Genomic DNA, 17,937 nt, shown 5'->3' with positions numbered 1-17,937 from the left:
CAAAGGATAAAAAAATGATTCCTTCTTTATGGATTTCTAAAACAGGTCTTGATGCTCAACAAATAAATATGAATGTTATTTCTAATAATTTAGCAAATGTAAGTACAAACGGATTTAAACGTTCTAGAGCAGTATTTGAAGATTTGATGTATCAAACAATGCGACAAGCAGGAACAAATTCATCAATTGATACTACTTTACCGTCCGGATTACAATTAGGTACAGGAGTCAGACCAGTAGCAACCGAAAAAATTTATAGTCAAGGAAATCTTTCTAAAACCGACTCTTCAAAAGACGTGGCTATTAATGGACCTGGATTTTTTCAAGTACAACTACCAGATGGTAATATGGCGTATACTAGAGATGGATCCTTTCAATTAGATCAAAATGGTCAATTAGTAACTAATAGTGGTTTTCCTATCATTCCTGAAATTAACATTCCACCTAATTCAATAAATATTAATATAGCAAGAGATGGTATTGTTAGTGTAACTATACAAGGGCAAACGCAACCAATTTCTATTGGTCAATTAAACTTAGTTAATTTTGTCAATCATTCTGGATTAGAAAGCTTAGGGGAAAATTTATATCAAGAAACACAAGCATCTGGAAGTCCTATCGATACCACACCTGGTTTAAATGGTACAGGTTTGTTATATCAAGGATATGTTGAAACTTCTAATGTTAACGTTGCTGAAGAACTAGTAAATATGATTCAAACGCAACGTGCATATGAAATTAATAGTAAATCTATAAATACTTCAGATCAAATGTTACAAAAATTATCTCAACTATAAAAATCGATCTTTATTATCAATACAATGAATTTTAAAATATATATTTTAACCTGTTTTAATTAAGGATTGTTTTTCCGTGGTAAAATTATTTAGTTATAAAATTAAATATTATTTAACTGCTTTTTTTATAATAATGATTCAAAGTTGTGCTTCTGTTGAAAATAATCCTTTAGTTGGTGGTATTACAACTGCTGTAGCACCTAATGTAATACCTAAAATTAAAAATGGTTCTTTGTTTCAAGAAAAAATACCTATAAATTATGGATATCAACCACTTTTTGAAGATCATAGATCTCATAATGTAGGAGATATAATAACTGTTGTATTACAGGAAAATATAAGTGCTAGCAATAGTTCTTCTTCAAATTTAACTCGTGATGGAACAGCAAATGTAGGTGTAACAGTAACACCAGGAAAATTAAATCCTGTATTAGGATTTAATATTAATGATAACAAAACAGGAATAGATAGTATAGGAAAAAATGATTTTTCAGGAAAGGGGAGTAATTCAGCTAAAAATACGTTTACTGGTCTTATTACTGTTACTGTTCAGAACGTTCTTCCGAACGGAAATTTAAAAGTAATTGGTGAAAAACAAGTTGCTATTAATCAGGGTAGAGAATTTATTCGTTTTTCAGGTGTAATTAATCCTAATGATATAAATAAAAATAATTTAGTCGCTTCTACGCAAGTTGCTGATACACGTATTGAATATGTAAGTAATAATCGTATTAACGATATTCAGAAAATGGGGTGGTTGCAGCGATTTTTGTTAAAAATTTCACCTGTTTAATTACAAAAACGTTTAAAAATAAACTTTTTTAAATAAAACTCATAAGGGATTATCTTAATCCTTTATGAGTAAAAAAACTAAAAAAATAAAATTTATTAATAAAAACATTTATTGTAGAAGATATATTTTATATATAATAGATGTTTATATATAATAGATGTAAAAATAGAATTAATAAAGTAAATGCATATAAGGTATTTTATGTCTAAGACAATATCGTTATTAAAATTTATTATTTGTATTTTAATAAGTTTATGTTCTTTTACATATGCTGAAAAAATACGTGATCTAACAAGTGTTGAAGGTATAAGAGATAATCAATTAATTGGTTACGGTTTAATAGTAGGTTTAGATGGAACAGGTGATCAATCAACACAAGCTCCATTTACCAATCAATCATTACATAATATGCTATCTCAATTAGGTGTAACTATACCTCCTGATACCAAAATGCATTTAAAAAATGTAGCTGCAGTTATAGTTACAGCAAACTTACCTCCATTTAGCCATACAGGAGAACAAATAGACGTAGTAGTATCATCAATGGGTGATGCAAAAAGCCTTAAGGGAGGGACATTGTTAATGACTCCTCTAAAAGGTACCGATAATCAAATTTATGCTATTGCTCAAGGAAATATATTAGTATCTGAAAAAAATAATTCTCAAAAAAAAAATAATTCTATTTTTTCAAAACAAGTAAATTCAGGAAGAATTAATCATGGTGCAACAATTGAAAGAGAAATAAATACTGATTTTGGAAAAAATAAAATAATTAATCTACAATTAAATGAAGAAGATTTTAGCATAGCACAAAAAATAAGTGATATGATTAATATAAAATATCCAGATACAGCAACAGCTTTAAATTCTAAAACAGTACAATTAAATACGTATGCTAATAATACGATACAAGTTCATATGCTTTCTAATATTCAGAATATAGATATTTCTATGCCATCTCAAGAAGCTAAAGTTATAGTTAATCCTCGTACTGGATCCATTGTTATTAATCAAGAAGTAAAATTAGGAACATGCATTGTTTCTCATGGTGATTTATCTATATTAATAGAAAAAAAAGAAGAGCAAAACATTAATTCAAATTTTTTGAATACCTTAATAAAAAACAAAAAAGAAAGTTTTTTAGAAAATATAACTAATAGCAATTACATTAATAATAATTCTTTTAAAAATAAAAGTTTGAATAATATTGTTCGAGTTTTAAATTCTTTAGGAACTAAACCTGACGAATTAATATCTATTCTACAATTAATGAAAAATGCTGGGTGTCTTCATGCTAAATTGGAAATTGTTTAATGAAAAGTGATTTATCTTTATTCAATATAACAAATTATAGAGCAAAATTTGTTAATGATTTAAAATATCAAGTAAAAAATAATCCTAAAAAATATCAATTAGAGATAGCAAGAGAGGTAGAAAGTCTTTTTATTCAGATACTATTAAAAAGTATGAGAAATTCTTTAACACAAGATAATTTATTAGATAGTAATCAAAGTCGTCTTTATACAGAAGTTTATGATCAACAAATTTCAAAAGAAATGACTAGTAAGGGTATAGGATTGACAAAAATTATTTTACAACAAATTCAACAAAAAAAATCACATAAATAATGATATTTTTCATAAAAAGGGAAGCCAAATGAGTTCTATATTAACTTCTACTGTTACTGGAATAAATGCAATAAAGATATTAATTAACAATACTGCTAATAAAATTATCAATCCAAAACACAAAGACGAAATACAACAAAATATTTTTGTAGAAAACACTGCAGATGAATCTAATTTTAACGCAGGAGTGCGAATAAAAAAAGTATATGATGACTACAACGATTTTATTAAAGAAGAAAAACGAAAAATTAGTGAAAGAGTACAAGACGAACAAACAAAAATAGAAGAATATTTAAAATTAGAAGACTTATTTGGCGAAAAATCAAATATTTTTACTCTTTTGATAAATCAATTGTATTCTTCTATAGAAAATGATGTTGTTAATAACAATGGTAATAGATTTAATGAAAACATAGAAAATAATTTAAAAAAAATTATTAGTGAATTAAAAAATTTCGATGAAAAATTAAGTTTTTTAGAAAAAGATGTTAAAGAATCAATAACAGAAAAAATAAAAAAAGCAAATATTTTAATTAATAAAATCTATGATACTAACATTGATATTAAATTTTTTCCTACTGTTCAGTTACCTAATAGAGTAGATAGTTTTATAGATAGACGCGATCAATTAATAGATGAATTAAATGATATAATAGGAGTAAAAGTAGTTAAAGAAAACAATACTTTTAAAGTATGCCTAAATAATGGTATGTGCATTATAGATGATCATAACAAACAAAATTTAATCGCATTAACTTCTAGTACTGATGATAAGTATATAAGCGTAGGATATTGGGACGAAAATGAAAAAACATTAAAAAAAATGGAACATATGATTCCAAGTTCTTCTTTAGGGGCTCTTCTCATGTTTCGTAGAGAAGATTTACAAAATGCAAGAAATAAAATTGGACAATTAACTATAAATTTCGCTGATAGTATCAATGAATGTCATACATTGGGATACGATATTCTTGGAAATCTTGGAAAACAAGTTTTTAGCATCAGCGATCCAGAAATTATATCTAGTTCGACAAATCAATCGTATCTTCCTACATCTATAAAATGGGTTTCTACTAGTGATGCACAAGATACTAACTATGTAGTCTTTTTAAAAAACAATCATTGGACAGTTACAAGATTACGAGATCGTTCAACGGTTGAAGCAGATATATATCAACTAGATAATAACACATATATTACTTTTGATGGAATTGAATTCAAAATTGAAGGAGATAATGCTGAAGGTAATATTTATATGATTAAACCATATTCTAAAACTTTAAATCAGCTAGAATTATTAATTGTTAAAAATGATTTATTTTCAATATCTTCATCAAATGATTTAAGTCAAAAAAATAAAAACAATGCAATTAAAATACATCATTTAAACCAAGAAAAAATAGTTAATAAAAACGAAACGTTATACGATTCTTATCGGAAATTTTTAAAATCTATATCCTATAAATGTAATGATCTTGAAGAAAAAGTTCCTTTTAAACGAAACATGATTGAAATATTAAAAAACAAAAAAATATCAGAATCTGATGATATTCATGAAAATTATCAAAAATTAAGTTATGAACAAAAATGTTATCTTGCAAACGTTAAAATTTTAAAAATGGCTGAAACAATTTTTAATGAAATTGTTGATTGTTATAGTTAATTGCACAATTAAATAATGTTTTATAAAAAATAAAAACTTACTTTTTAAGTAAGTTTTTATTTTTCATAAAAATTATATCATTAATAAATAATAGATTTCATTTTTTTTAATATTTTTTTATTTAAAAAAAATTTTATGTTTGATAAATAATTTTATTCGAATTTTTTAACAGGAGAAGTAGAAAAATTTGTAGCAGAATGTGCTCCAGCTGGTTTTTTTAATTTTTTATTTAATTTTTTTGAAAAATTTGAAGATTTCATAATTTTTTGATTTTTACTTAAAGATACATCACTAAAAATTTTTGTTATTGGTGCACTTGAATTATTTTTTGTATTTTCTTTTTTTAAATTTTGATTTAAAAAAACTTTTTTTTCATTTGAAACTAAAAAATTGTTTTTTTTAGATATCAATTTTACTTTTAATTTTGTAGTATTTTGAGTAAAAGTTTTATATTTAAAACATGTTTTAATAAAATATGACTTTGTAGTTATTTTATTTTTTTTACAAAACTGATTGATTTTAATTTCTTTATTTTTAAATGGTTTTGGCCATAAAATTAAATTTTTAATAAAATTATTTGTTTTATAAATGGAAGATAAATTTGATTTTTTATAATTATTGATTTTTTGACATTTTTTTACCTGATTTTCCTTAAAAAAAGAATGTTTTTTTAACGATGTTCCTAACACTAATTCTAATAAAAAAATAGTATGAGGATTTGTTAAAACTAAATTTTCAACAGGAAAAAAATTGTAAAATTGAGAATTATTATATTTTTTTGAAATTATAGAACTAATATTAACTGTAACATTATTAGGATAATAACTATTAAAAATAATACTATTATTTAATAATTTTTTTTTAAAAAATACATCATTTTCTAAACTTTTTTGAAAAATTTTATAGCAATCTATATTTTTTTTACTTTGAAAAAGTAAAGAATCTTTAAATTTATTTCTAATATAACTGTTTGTATACAAAAGATTATATTTATTAAAAATATAAAAATAATTTTTTTCTAAAATATTTAAATTTTTTAATTCAAAATGAATACTATTATTTTTATAATTAGTATTTTTTAAAGATGTAGATTTAGTTTTTTTATTAAAAAAATTACAATTTTGATTGTAATTATTTTTTTTAATTTCATCAAGTAGTTTCTTTTTTTTATCATTATCAATAGAAGATGCGGTTTTATCTTTTTTACTAATTTTTTTTATGGTATTAAAATTTTCTTTTTTGTTAAAAAGAATGTTTTTTTTATTTTGAAAAACATTTCGTTTAAAAATCTCATTTTTAATAAAAACATGTTTTTTTAGAAAAGAATTTTTTATCCAAGTCATAAATTTAAAAAAAGGGTTTTTATTATTTAATAATGCATTAATAATAAAATTATTATTATTTTTTTTTCTTGAAATCCTTTCTTTTTCTATATTTTTTTTATCAAATGAACAATTAGATAAAGAAATATCTGTTAAAATTGGATTTGATTTAATTTTTTTCTCTACAATTTCTTTTTTAATATTATTTAATATTTTATTCTTTCTGATATGAGAAAGAGAATAACTCATAGAGCGTATTTGTTCACCTTTCCTTATTCTAGATACGAGATAATGCGGGGTTTTCATATTTTTATTAGGAACAATAATAGTTTTACCACCCGCTTGACGCTTTTCAATTGCATAGACAGCTTCTCTTTTTTCATTTAATAAATAGCAAGCAATTTCTATTGGTACAATTGCATGCACTTCATATGTATTTTCTTTAAGAGCTTCTTCTTCAATTAAACGCAAAATAGATAAAGATAAAGATTCGTTATCTCTTATTGTACCTGTACCTGTACATCTAGGACAAATATGATGGCTAGATTCACCTAAAGATGAACTTAACCTTTGTCTAGACATCTCTAAAAGACCAAATCTAGAAATATTGCCAATTTGAACACGTGCTCTATCTTCACGAACAATTTGACGTAATTTATTTTCAATAGTTTTTTGATGACTTATAGCTGTCATATCTATAAAATCAATAACTATTAAACCACCTAAATCACGTAGTCTTAATTGACGAGAAATCTCTTCTACTGCTTCTAAATTGGTGTTAAATGCTGTTGTTTCAATATCTGCTCCACGAGTAGAACGAGCAGAATTAATATCAATAGCTGTTAACGCTTCTGTAGTATCAAACATAATTGATCCACCAGAAGGTAGTCTTACTTTTCTTTGAAAAGCAGAATCTATTTGAGATTCAATTTGATAGTAACTAAAAAGTGGTATTTCTCCAGTATATAATTTGATTTTATTAATAAAGTCTGGACGTCCTAAAGCTGTAATATGTTCACGAGCAATATCTAATGTCTCTGGATTATCGATCAAAATTTCACCAATATCTTGACGTAAATAATCTCTAAAAGCACGAACAATGACATTACTTTCTTGATGGATTAAGAATGGTGCAGATTTTCTTTTTGAAGCTTTTTTAATAGCATCCCAATGTTTTAATCTAAGAGATAAATCCCATTGTAACGACTTTATAGATTTTCCCACACCAGCTGTTCTTATTATTAAACCCATTTTTTCAGGTATTTTTAAAGATGATAGTAATTCTTTCAATTCTATTCTATCACTTCCCTCAACCCGTCTTGATATTCCAGCAATTTTAGGATTATTAGGCATTAAAACTAAATAACTTCCTGCTAAGGTAATAAAAGTAGTTAATGCAGCACCTTTCGTTCCTCTTTCTTCTTTATCTATTTGAACAATAAGTTCTTGACCTTCTCGTAAAATATCTTTGATATTGACGCGCATATCATAATTATAGTTTTCTGGAAAATAATTTTTAGAAATTTCTTTTAATGGTAAAAAACCATGTTTTTCCACGCCATAATCTATAAAAACAGCTTCTAAGCTAGGTTCAATTCGAGTAATTTTCCCCTTATATATATTTGATTTTTTTTGTTCTGATCCAGAACTTTCTATATCAAGATCATATAAACGCTGACCATCAACAAGAGCTACACGTAACTCTTCCTGCTGAGTTGCATTAATTAACATTCTTTTCATTATAACGTTTTCTCTCTTATTTTTATAAATAAGTAAATACATCAACAGGAAATATATACTTTTAAAAAATTAATTTTTTAATATTTAATTCTGATATTTATTTAAAATATATATAAAAATAAGTTGTTTTAAAATAGTATTGAAATAATTTAAAAATAAAAAAAATCTTTAAAAAATCAAAAAAGTTATTTTTTTCTATAAATTTATTATTATAAATATTTAATTATTTATACTAATATATTTATATATTTAATTATATTATAATCAATAAAAATTAAAAAAATTACTTAATTTATAGAGATTTTTTTAATGACATATAAAACGACAGCTGTATCTATTATATATATTAATGAAGATATGATAAATCAACGTATAGATAATTTTTTGCAAAAAAAATTTAAAAAAGTACCAAAAAGCATGATTTATCGTATTATAAGAACAGGAAAGATCCGAATTAATAAGAAAAGAATCAAACCACATTACAAATTAAAAATTGGAGATAAGCTAAGAATTCCACCAATAAAAATAATATACAAAGAAAAAAATAGCATTTTTGCAACTAAATATGAAAAAAGTTTATTGAATAATATTCTATACGAAGATAATCATTTATTAATAATAAATAAACCTTCTGGTATTGCAGTACATGGTGGAAGCGGTATAAACTTGGGAGTTATAGAATGTTTTCGAAAACTTCGACCATTAGAGAAATCTCTTGAACTCGTACATCGTATTGATCGAGATACATCTGGTATTCTAATGCTAGCAAAAAAAAGAAAATCTCTTGTATCACTACATAAACAAATGAGAGAAAAAAAAATACAGAAAAAATATATAGCATTAGTACATGGTCTATGGCCTATTTCTTTAAGAAAGATATCTGAACCTTTGTTAACAACTCACTTAAAAAACAAACAAAAAAAAGTTTCGATTAACAAAAAAGGAAAACCTTCAGAAACATATTTTAGAATAAAAAAACAATATTTATTCACAACTTTAGTTTCTATTACACCTAAAACAGGTCGAACTCATCAAATTCGAGTACATACATTACATGCAGGTCATCCAATATTATTTGACAAACGTTATGGAAAACGCAATTTAGATTCTAATATAAAAAACAAAACAAAAATTAATAGACTTTTACTACATGCTACTTCAATTAATTTTTTACACCCTGAAAGTGGAAAAAAAATGCATATTATGGCACCATTAGATGTACATTTTAAAAATTATTTAAACACTCTTGTATAGCAACTGTAAGACTTTAAGATAATATTATACAATAAAATTTATTTTTACTAAAATTTTATACAAAAAATACTCATTTTATATAAAATTATATAGAGAAAAAAACATGGCTGTTCAAAAAAGCAAACCAACTCGATCTAAAAGAGGAATGAGACGTTCTCATGACTCTTTGAAAGAAATGACATTATCTAAAGATAAATTTTCTGGGGAAACGCATGTTCGACATCATATTACTGCCAAAGGATACTATAGAGGAAAAAAAGTAATTTAAAAAATAAAAATACGGTACTTTTTTAAAAAAAAGTACCATTTCATCAAATATATTTATTGCAAAAAAAAATTTATATCCTTAAAAATATTTTCTTCAGTAAAAAGGATAAGTTTAATGAACTCATTTGCCATGCTATTTCCAGGTCAAGGCTCTCAATATATAAATATGTTGTCTTCTTTTTTTCAAAAAAAAAACAACATTTTTAAAAAAATATTTGATGAAGCATCAGAATATATTAATTATAACTTATTAAAGTTAATACAAAATAAAGAAACAAAAAAAAGCGATAATTATAAATATATACAGTCAGCAATATTAACTTCATCAATTGCTATTTATCAATTTTGGAAAGAAAAAAATGGTCGATATCCAGCATTTATGTCAGGACACAGTTTAGGGGAATATTCAGCATTAGTCTGTGCTAATGCAATAAAATTTTCTGATGCATTAAAAATAGTTAAATTAAGAAGTAAATTGATGCAAAAAACTATTATTAATCAACCATCTCTAGTTCAAGCAATTATTGGTTTAGATAAAACAATTATTGAAAATATATGTTTACAATATTCGCCAAAAGTTGTTTCTATAGCAAGTATAAATTCTGATAATCAAATTATTATTTCAGGCCATAAATCGACAGTACATAAAGTCGGTTTAAATTGTAAACAAAAAGGAGCTAAATATGTAGTAAAATTAAATATTAACACACCTATACACAGTAGTTTAATGAAACCCGTTTCAGAAAAAATTCAATACGTCTTGCAATCTATTAAAATAAAATCTCCAACAATACCAGTTATTAACAATGTAGACGTAATATGTGAAAACAATGAAAAAAAGATTAAAAAAGCATTAGTAAGACAATTTTACAGTACTGTAAGATGGAAAGAAATAATCGATTTAATAAAATCAAAAAAAATTTTTACAATGTTAGAAATAGGACCAAATAAAATTTTAAGTAATTTAATAAAAAAAAATGAAAATGTAACCATGTTCAATACAAACAATTTAAAAAATTTTTTAATCGCATTTAAAAAAATTCATAAAAAAAATCATGAAAATTAAAAAAAAACTGCATTAGTAACAGGTGCAAACCAAGGTATTGGGAAAGAAATTGCTATAAAACTATCACAAAAGGGAATACAAGTGATTGGAACATCCACAACTCTAAGTGGAGTTAAAGTAATTGATAGATATTTAAAAAAAAATGGATTCGGTTTTGTTTTAGACTTAAAAGACACTGACTCAATTTTAGAAAAAATGAAAGAAATTTACAAAAAAAAATATTCTATTGATATACTGATTAACAATGCTGGAATTAAATTAGATAATTTATTAGTTTATATGAATAATAAAGAATGGGAAAATGTAATAAAAATTAATTTAACATCAATATTTTATATGTCAAAATCTGTTATTCGTTCAATGATTAAAAATAAATATGGACGCATTATTACAATTGGCTCTGTAATTGGTTACGTTGGAAATGAAGGTCAGGTAAATTATAGTGCTTCAAAATCAGGACTTATTGGATTTCATAAATCGCTGGCACTAGAAGTGGCATCAAAAGGTATTACCGTTAATATTGTTGCTCCGGGATTTATTAAAACTAATCTTACAAAAAGTTTAAATGTTTTTCAATATAAAAAACATTTGTCTAAAATTCCTATGAAAAGAATAGGAACAGTAGAAGAAATAGCTGATGCAGTAATATTTCTCTCTTCTGAAAAAGCATCATATATAACCGGACACACACTTCATGTTAACGGTGGTATGTACATGACATAATTTTTTTATATCTAAAAAATCTGTTTTTTTGTGATAAAATGACAACAATTTAAAAAAATGAGATATTTAAAATGAACGACATCGAAAAAAGAATAAAAAAAATAATTTCAAAAATACTAGATGTTAAAGTAGAAAAAATACTTAATAATTCATCTTTTTTAGACGATCTTGGTGCTGATTCGTTAGATACAGTAGAATTAATTATGGCTTTAGAAGAAGAATTTAATATTGAAATATCAGATGAAGATGCAGAAAAAATGAATACAGTACAAAAATCTATTGATTATATTAACAATCAAAATAAAAAATAAATTTTTATTGTATATTTAATATTTTTCCCCAAAGCATACAATTAAAACCGCACGTAAATAAATTAAAAAAACAATGATAAAAAAAAGTAAATTTATTGTGATTGAAGGACTAGAAGGTGCTGGAAAAACAAATGCTAGCATTTGCATTCAACAAACTTTAAAAGAATGTAATATAAAGAATGTTATATTGGTACGTCAACCTGGAAGTACACCAATTGCAGAAAAAATAAGACAACTAATAAAAAATAACTTTTATATTGAAGACTTCGTAAAAGAAACAGAATTATTACTAATGTATGCTGCAAGAATACAACTAGTTAAAAAAATAATACAACCAGCATTAAAAAAGGGAATTTGGGTCATTTCAGATCGTCATGATTTATCTTCTTTAGCTTATCAAGGTGGTGGTTTAGGTATAAAAAAGAAACTAATTAATCAGCTAAAACATTTATTTTTAAAAGACTTTATTCCTGATCTAACTATTTATTTGGATGTTTGTCCTGAAATTGGTTTAAAAAGAGCGTTAAAACGAAGTAAATTAGATCGAATAGAACATCGATCTTTAAATTTTTTTAAAAAAACAAGAGAAAGCTATTTAAAAAATATAAAATTAGATAAAAAAACAATAAAAATAAATGCCAATTTAGACATTCACATTGTTACTCAAAACATTAAAAGCCAAATTTTAAAATGGCTTGAAAAAAAAATCGTATGAAATGGTATCCTTGGTTAGCAAAACCATATAAAGAAATTATTGGACTACATATAAAAAAAAAAGCACATCATGCAATCTTAATAAGAACCCAAAAAGGCATGGGAGTTTCTACACTGATTTGGCTTATTAGTAAATGGTTGTTATGTCTAAAACCAACAGGGATAAAATTTTGTAATAATTGCCATGGATGCAAGTTAATGTCTGCAAAAAACCATCCAGATTGGCACAATATAATTAATGAAAAAAATGATATCTTTGATGTTCAATCAATTCGAATAATTAATGAAAAAGTATTTAAACGAGCACAACAAGGAAATAACAAAATCATCTTTTTACCAGATGTTCATAAATTAACAGAATCAGCAGTAAACGCATTATTAAAAACCTTAGAAGAACCACCAGAAAAAAATTGGTTTTTTCTGATAGATTATAGCTGTTTAAAATTACATTCTACATTAAAAAGTCGTTGTTTTTTATATAGATTGTCTCCTCCTATAGAAAAAGAAAGTTTAAATTGGTTAAAAAATCAAAATAAAAAAAATAACAGATCAAATATAACGTCATTACGTATTAATCAAGGTTCCCCTATATGTGCTCAAAACTTTATTGAAGGAGAACTATGGGAAGAAAGAAAGAATTTATATAAATCTTTATCAAATTCTATTAAAGATAAAAACCTATTAAAAATATTGCCCATATTATGTAAAAAAAACACTATAATTAAAATAGATTGGATATGTTTACTATTATTTGATGCTATAAAAATAAATTTCAATGAAAGAAAAAAATTAACTAACTGCGATCAAATAAAACTAATTAATTTTTTTTCTGAAAAATACAATAATGTTATTTTAAATAAAAGTATTCAAAATTGGATAAAATGTCGATTTATTTTGTTAAATACATCTAGTATTAACAATGAATTACTATTATTAGAAAAATTACTTGTATGGGAAAAAATTTTATGTTTTATTGTTGCACCTTAAGTTTTACGTCATTTAAATTAAAGAGATAAAATTTTGTTTTTAATTGATTCCCACTGCCATATTGACCAACTAAATCATAATTCATTACATGAAAACATCGAAAAAATATTAAAAAAATCATATAAAAATCATGTAAAAAAATTTTTAACAGTATCAACTTCTATAGATAATTTTTATAAAACAAAAAAATTATTAGATAAATATGATTCTATTTTTTATTCTTGTGGTATTCATCCATTACATTGTCAAAAAGAAACAAAAAATCTGAATGAATTAAAAAAATTATCTGATTCTAAACATGTTATAGCATTAGGAGAGACAGGTTTAGATTATTATTACTCATCTGAAACGAAAAATCTACAACAAAAATTTTTCCGAGAACATATTAGAATTGCAATAAAACTAAACAAACCAATCATAGTACATAGTCGAAATTCTATAAAAGATACAATAAAAATATTAAAGGAAGAAAATGCAGAAAAATGTGGCGGAATTTTACATTCATTTACTGAAAGCGAAAAATCAGCATTTAGATTGTTAGATATCGGATTTTATATTTCCTTTTCTGGAATAGTTACTTTTAAAAATTCAATTGAATTACGTAATACATTAAAAAAAATTCCACTAGAAAAATTATTGATAGAAACAGATTCACCATATTTAGCACCTATACCATACAGAGGAAAAAGAAATCAACCGGCATATCTACTTGAAATAGCAAAAAAAGTTGCTCTTATAAAAGAAATCAGTTTAGAAGAATTGGCACAAATTACTACAAATAATTTTTTTACATTATTTAACTTAAATTTTTAATAAAAATACATTATTTAATTAATTTGATTTTTTAGATATAGTCAGGAGTTTTTTAATATGTTTAAAAATGTATTTGCAAGCCTTCAAAAGGTTGGTAAATCACTGATGTTACCTGTTTCAGTATTGCCTATTGCAGGAATACTTCTTGGGATAGGATCAGCTCATTTCAGCTTAATACCAGAAACTGTTTCTCAAATTATGGCGCAAACAGGAGGTTCTGTTTTTTCTAATATGCCATTAATTTTTGCAATTGGTGTAGCTCTTGGATTCAGTAATAATGATGGTGTTGCAGCATTAGCTGCTGTTGTTGCTTACAGTATATTGATACAAACACTATCTGCAGTTGAATCAACTATATTAAATACAGATATTGATATAATAAAAAACAAAAATTTTTCTGATATTGGCATATTAGGAGGAATTATAGCAGGAGCAATTTCAGCATATATGTTTAACAAATTTTATAGAATTCAACTACCTGAATATTTGGGTTTTTTTGCTGGAAAAAGATTTGTTCCTATTATTTCAGGACTATTTGCAATATTTGTAGGATTAATATTATCTTTCATTTGGCCTAGTATAGGTAATAAAATTCAACTTTTTTCTGAATGGGCTGCTTATCAAAACCCTATTATCGCTTTTTCTCTATACGGTTTAGTAGAAAGAGCATTAGTACCATTTGGTCTGCATCATATATGGAACGTTCCATTTCAAATGCAAATTGGAGAATATAAAAATTCAGTAGGACAAATTTTTCATGGAGATATTGCAAGATATATGGCAGGTGATACAACAGCTGGAAATTTATCAGGTGGATTCATTTTTAAAATGTACGGACTTCCAGGAGCTGCTTTAGCAATTTGGCATACAGCTAAAAGAGAAAATAGAGCTAAAATAGGTAGTATTATGATTTCTGCAGCTTTAACAGCTTTTTTAACAGGAATTACTGAACCAATTGAATTTTCTTTCATATTAGTTGCTCCAATACTATATGTTGTCCATGCTATTTTGGCAGGATTATCTTTTCCATTATGTATTTTTTTAAATATGCGTGCTGGAACTAGTTTTTCTCACGGATTTATAGATTTTATAGTATTAAGTGGACATAGTAATCAAATATTTCTTTTTCCAATTATTGGAATTTGCTATGGTCTTTTATATTACATAATATTTTATTTTTTGATAACTACATTCAATTTAAAAACACCTGGACGTGAAGAAAACAAAAAAACGATATTCTTTAAAAACAATATAGAAATAGCACCGTATATTATTGAAGCATTAGGTGGAAAAAATAATATTAAAAATTTAGATGCATGTATTACTAGATTACGTGTTACAGTCTTAGAAATATCCAAAGTCAATCAAGATAGCTTGAAAAATCTTGGGGCAGCTGGTGTAGTTATTTCAGGATCTGGAGTGCAAGCTGTTTTTGGAACTAGATCAGAAAACATAAAAACCGCAATAGATGAGCATATAAATAATATATAATAAAAAGGGTGAGTAAAATTTAACTCGCCCTAGTATTAACAAAAATTTGTATAAAATTAAATTATAAAAAAAATATTCTATGAAAAATAAACATTTAATTTTTAAAAAAATAATAAAAAAAGAAACATCAACAAAAATTGTTTATCAAGATGAAATAGTAACTGCTTTTGAAGATATTTTTCCAAAAGCTCCGATACATATATTAATTATACCCAATACTTTTATAAAAACATCAAATGATATCAATAAAAAAAATAAAAATATTTTTGCACACATGTTTTATATTGCTGTTAAAATAGCTAAAGATAAAAAAATTAGTGAAGATGGTTATAAAATAATTATTAATTGTAATAAAAATGGTGGACAAGAAATAAACTATCTTCATATGCATTTACTAGGAGGTGAGAAATTAAAAGCGCTATATTAAAAAATATTTAACTTCTTTAAAATTTACAAGGTTTAAAATTGAATAAAATTTTATTGCTTTTAACTTTTTTTTTATTTTTTATAAGTAGTTGTTCTTTACTAAAGAATATAAAGAAAACTAATTTTTTTTTAGAAAAAGAACAGTTTATTATTTTAAGTTTTGAAAATGCTATTGAAAATGTTATTTTAGAAATATTAAAAAATAAGAATATATTTTTTTCTAAAAAAATATCGCTATATATTAGTACACTAAAAAACAAAAGCAATATTTTTTTAGAAAATAAAAAATTAATTGATATTTTTAAAAAAACTATTTCTAAAAACATAAAAAAAATACATATTATTGACATAGAGTCTATTAATAAAACTAAAAAAAAATTAGGGTTATCTAAAAATAATAATACATTGAGTATAAACGAAGCAATTCTAATTTCTCGTAATAACAATGCAACATACTATCTTGATACTTGTATTATGGGTAATAATAAGCCTTTTTTATTAAAAGTTCAATTGATACTTGTAAAGACAGGTGAAATTATATTTTGTAAAATACAAAAATTTTATTGATAAACTAGAAATAAAATTACTTTTATTTTATGGAAAAAATTACTTTCTACTAAAAAATAAAAAATAAAATTTTGCTGATATTAAAATCAATTTCCTTTATTTTTTATAAATCAGTAGAAAGTTTTTATTTTTAATAATTAAATTCTAAAAATTTCTATAAAATACAAAAAATTATATTCAATAAAATTAGAATTGATAAATTACTCCAGCACCAATAATATTATCTGTAGAAATTTTGTTTTCTGTATTAAATTCATTTTCTTTTAATAAGTTAATTTTATAATTCATATATGTTGAAACATTTTTATTAAATTCATAACGAGTAGAAATATTAATTTGTTTTGCTAAATCTAGTTCACTTTTATTCGGAGTATTTGAATTTTGTCCTTTGGAATCTAAATAACTTAAAGAAGGATGAAATCCAGATTCAAAACTATATTCTGCAATGGCTTCAATATTTTGCGTTTCGTTAATAAAACGATTACTAGGAATATGATACGGTGTTAAATTACGAGCAGCACCATAAAAAGCTGCAATATATACATTATTAGCATCATATTTAAAACCTAATCCATATGAATCTACAGATGCATTTTTTAAATCTTTTTTGTTTTTATCAGATGTTAGTCTTTCAGATGTAAAACAAGAACCAATAGCAGTTAGTCCAGAATCACTCTCATACTTTAATGATGCCCCCCAACCAGCACTGTTTTGCTGATCTGAAATTCTGTTTTTGATTTCATCTTGATATTGTAATGCAAAACTGACACCGTCTACTAAACCAAAAATGTTGTTGTTTCTATAAGTAAGTAAACTATTATTTCTACCTACCATATAATTATCGTTATATGCAAATACGCTTTTATTATTAATATATGGAATGTGATTTGTTAATGATTGAGCATCATGAATAACACCATAATTACGACCATAATCTATCGATCCTAAATTACCATATTTTAAACCAGCATATCCTAAACGTACAGTGTTAGGTTGTTGTTTATCCATTAGTTCTTCTGGCATAAAAAGATCTGTCTTATATTCAATTTTAGCGTAACTTGATAGTTTATCAGTAATATTTATTTTTCCTGATAATCCTAAAATGGCATTTGTGTTATCTTCTTTAGAAGTAACTTTAGTAGATAAGAATTTGTTAGAAAAATTGTGATTTGGATTAATGCTACCATATAGTTCTAATTTATTACCATTTTTGTTAAAAATTTCTACAGCATTTACTGAGCTGTTACCAGCGAATAGCATTGGTATTAAAATTGCCAAAGATTTATGATTTTTCATAATTTTTATACTACCTTTTTAGTAAATATAGTTTAAATTAAAACAGATGTAAATTAAATAATGATTATATTCTCATAAA

17 protein-coding genes and 1 pseudogene are annotated in these 17,937 nt (G+C 24.3%); 16 read left to right on the top strand and 2 right to left on the bottom strand.

Translation table 11 applies throughout. From position 1 onward, the window contains the following. Positions 1-14 precede the first annotated feature (14 nt). The 5 genes from flgG (at position 15) to QZ401_RS01710 (ending at position 4,881) form a co-directional block, all read left to right on the top strand. On the top strand, positions 15-797 hold the full coding sequence (flgG, locus tag QZ401_RS01730) for a flagellar basal-body rod protein FlgG (protein WP_295164383.1): 783 nt from the start codon (positions 15-17) through the stop codon (positions 795-797). Between the two features lie 76 nt (positions 798-873). Beyond that, a complete protein-coding gene (locus QZ401_RS01725; protein WP_295164381.1) occupies positions 874-1,590 on the top strand; it encodes a flagellar basal body L-ring protein FlgH in 717 nt (238 codons plus the stop codon). Between the two features lie 201 nt (positions 1,591-1,791). Beyond that, positions 1,792-2,904 (top strand): flagellar basal body P-ring protein FlgI, encoded by a 1,113-nt coding sequence (locus QZ401_RS01720; RefSeq protein WP_295164380.1) that lies wholly within the window; start codon positions 1,792-1,794, stop codon positions 2,902-2,904. After that, a complete protein-coding gene (locus QZ401_RS01715; protein WP_295164377.1) occupies positions 2,904-3,218 on the top strand; it encodes a rod-binding protein in 315 nt (104 codons plus the stop codon). Before QZ401_RS01720 ends, QZ401_RS01715 begins: the two co-directional genes overlap by 1 nt. Before the next feature lie 28 nt (positions 3,219-3,246). Continuing rightward, on the top strand, positions 3,247-4,881 hold the full coding sequence (locus QZ401_RS01710; RefSeq protein ID WP_295164376.1) for a flagellar hook protein: 1,635 nt from the start codon (positions 3,247-3,249) through the stop codon (positions 4,879-4,881). A 152-nt stretch (positions 4,882-5,033) separates the two neighbouring features. Here the strand turns inward: QZ401_RS01710 and rne are convergent, their stop codons facing one another. Beyond that, complete coding sequence (gene rne / locus QZ401_RS01705) at positions 5,034-7,943, bottom strand: ribonuclease E (RefSeq protein WP_295164375.1); 2,910 nt, start codon at positions 7,941-7,943, stop codon at positions 5,034-5,036. Between the two features lie 309 nt (positions 7,944-8,252). Between rne and rluC the strand changes: the two genes are divergently transcribed. The 11 genes and pseudogenes from rluC to QZ401_RS01650 all read left to right on the top strand — a co-directional run bounded on the left by rluC (position 8,253) and on the right by QZ401_RS01650 (position 16,562). Continuing rightward, positions 8,253-9,197, top strand: a complete 945-nt coding sequence (gene rluC / locus QZ401_RS01700) for a 23S rRNA pseudouridine(955/2504/2580) synthase RluC (protein WP_295164372.1) — start codon at positions 8,253-8,255, stop codon at positions 9,195-9,197. A gap of 103 nt (positions 9,198-9,300) precedes the next feature. Further along, positions 9,301-9,465 carry a 50S ribosomal protein L32 gene (gene rpmF, locus QZ401_RS01695; RefSeq protein WP_295164370.1) on the top strand — a complete coding sequence of 55 codons (165 nt, stop codon included), beginning with the start codon at positions 9,301-9,303 and terminating at the stop codon, positions 9,463-9,465. Between the two features lie 114 nt (positions 9,466-9,579). Beyond that, complete coding sequence (fabD, locus tag QZ401_RS01690) at positions 9,580-10,530, top strand: ACP S-malonyltransferase (RefSeq protein WP_295164368.1); 951 nt, start codon at positions 9,580-9,582, stop codon at positions 10,528-10,530. A gap of 3 nt (positions 10,531-10,533) precedes the next feature. Beyond that, positions 10,534-11,253, top strand: a pseudogene (gene fabG, locus QZ401_RS01685) (3-oxoacyl-[acyl-carrier-protein] reductase); the annotation flags it as partial. Between the two features lie 71 nt (positions 11,254-11,324). Further along, entirely contained in the window at positions 11,325-11,564 is a 240-nt protein-coding gene (acpP, locus tag QZ401_RS01680; RefSeq protein ID WP_295164367.1) for an acyl carrier protein, read from the top strand. 76 nt (positions 11,565-11,640) lie between these two features. Further along, positions 11,641-12,279, top strand: a complete 639-nt coding sequence (tmk, locus tag QZ401_RS01675; RefSeq protein WP_295164868.1) for a dTMP kinase — start codon at positions 11,641-11,643, stop codon at positions 12,277-12,279. Beyond that, positions 12,276-13,265, top strand: coding sequence for a DNA polymerase III subunit delta' C-terminal domain-containing protein (locus QZ401_RS01670; RefSeq protein ID WP_295164366.1), 990 nt, complete (start codon positions 12,276-12,278; stop codon positions 13,263-13,265). The genes tmk and QZ401_RS01670 overlap by 4 nt, the downstream gene beginning before the upstream one ends. A gap of 33 nt (positions 13,266-13,298) precedes the next feature. Further along, complete coding sequence (locus QZ401_RS01665; protein ID WP_295164363.1) at positions 13,299-14,078, top strand: YchF/TatD family DNA exonuclease; 780 nt, start codon at positions 13,299-13,301, stop codon at positions 14,076-14,078. A gap of 57 nt (positions 14,079-14,135) precedes the next feature. Continuing rightward, positions 14,136-15,569: a PTS glucose transporter subunit IIBC gene (gene ptsG / locus QZ401_RS01660; RefSeq protein ID WP_295164361.1), complete on the top strand. Its 1,434-nt coding sequence runs from the start codon at positions 14,136-14,138 to the stop codon at positions 15,567-15,569. A 79-nt stretch (positions 15,570-15,648) separates the two neighbouring features. Then, a complete protein-coding gene (locus tag QZ401_RS01655) occupies positions 15,649-15,996 on the top strand; it encodes a histidine triad nucleotide-binding protein (protein ID WP_295164358.1) in 348 nt (115 codons plus the stop codon). 38 nt (positions 15,997-16,034) lie between these two features. Beyond that, entirely contained in the window at positions 16,035-16,562 is a 528-nt protein-coding gene (locus QZ401_RS01650; protein ID WP_295164355.1) for a hypothetical protein, read from the top strand. Positions 16,563-16,748: 186 nt separating this feature from the next. Here the strand turns inward: QZ401_RS01650 and QZ401_RS01645 are convergent, their stop codons facing one another. Beyond that, entirely contained in the window at positions 16,749-17,858 is a 1,110-nt protein-coding gene (locus tag QZ401_RS01645; protein ID WP_295164353.1) for a porin, read from the bottom strand. Positions 17,859-17,937: the final 79 nt, after the last annotated feature.

The organism is uncultured Buchnera sp., from assembly GCF_913776765.1.
GTDB classification, from domain to species: Bacteria; Pseudomonadota; Gammaproteobacteria; order Enterobacterales; family Enterobacteriaceae; genus Buchnera; species Buchnera aphidicola_AO.
This window is presented reverse-complemented; position numbering and strand designations above follow the sequence as displayed.

Excerpts from the sequence above, each read along its gene's own strand:
- flgG (WP_295164383.1), top strand. The coding sequence starts at position 15 with ATGATTCCTTCTTTATGGATTTCTAAAACAGGTCTTGATGCTCAACAA.
- QZ401_RS01720 (WP_295164380.1), top strand. The coding sequence starts at position 1,792 with ATGTCTAAGACAATATCGTTATTAAAATTTATTATTTGTATTTTAATA.
- QZ401_RS01715 (WP_295164377.1), top strand. The coding sequence starts at position 2,904 with ATGAAAAGTGATTTATCTTTATTCAATATAACAAATTATAGAGCAAAA.
- QZ401_RS01710 (WP_295164376.1), top strand. The coding sequence starts at position 3,247 with ATGAGTTCTATATTAACTTCTACTGTTACTGGAATAAATGCAATAAAG.
- rne (WP_295164375.1), bottom strand. The coding sequence starts at position 7,943 with ATGAAAAGAATGTTAATTAATGCAACTCAGCAGGAAGAGTTACGTGTA.
- rluC (WP_295164372.1), top strand. The coding sequence starts at position 8,253 with ATGACATATAAAACGACAGCTGTATCTATTATATATATTAATGAAGAT.
- rpmF (WP_295164370.1), top strand. The coding sequence starts at position 9,301 with ATGGCTGTTCAAAAAAGCAAACCAACTCGATCTAAAAGAGGAATGAGA.
- fabD (WP_295164368.1), top strand. The coding sequence starts at position 9,580 with ATGAACTCATTTGCCATGCTATTTCCAGGTCAAGGCTCTCAATATATA.
- acpP (WP_295164367.1), top strand. The coding sequence starts at position 11,325 with ATGAACGACATCGAAAAAAGAATAAAAAAAATAATTTCAAAAATACTA.
- QZ401_RS01670 (WP_295164366.1), top strand. The coding sequence starts at position 12,276 with ATGAAATGGTATCCTTGGTTAGCAAAACCATATAAAGAAATTATTGGA.
- ptsG (WP_295164361.1), top strand. The coding sequence starts at position 14,136 with ATGTTTAAAAATGTATTTGCAAGCCTTCAAAAGGTTGGTAAATCACTG.
- QZ401_RS01655 (WP_295164358.1), top strand. The coding sequence starts at position 15,649 with ATGAAAAATAAACATTTAATTTTTAAAAAAATAATAAAAAAAGAAACA.
- QZ401_RS01645 (WP_295164353.1), bottom strand. The coding sequence starts at position 17,858 with ATGAAAAATCATAAATCTTTGGCAATTTTAATACCAATGCTATTCGCT.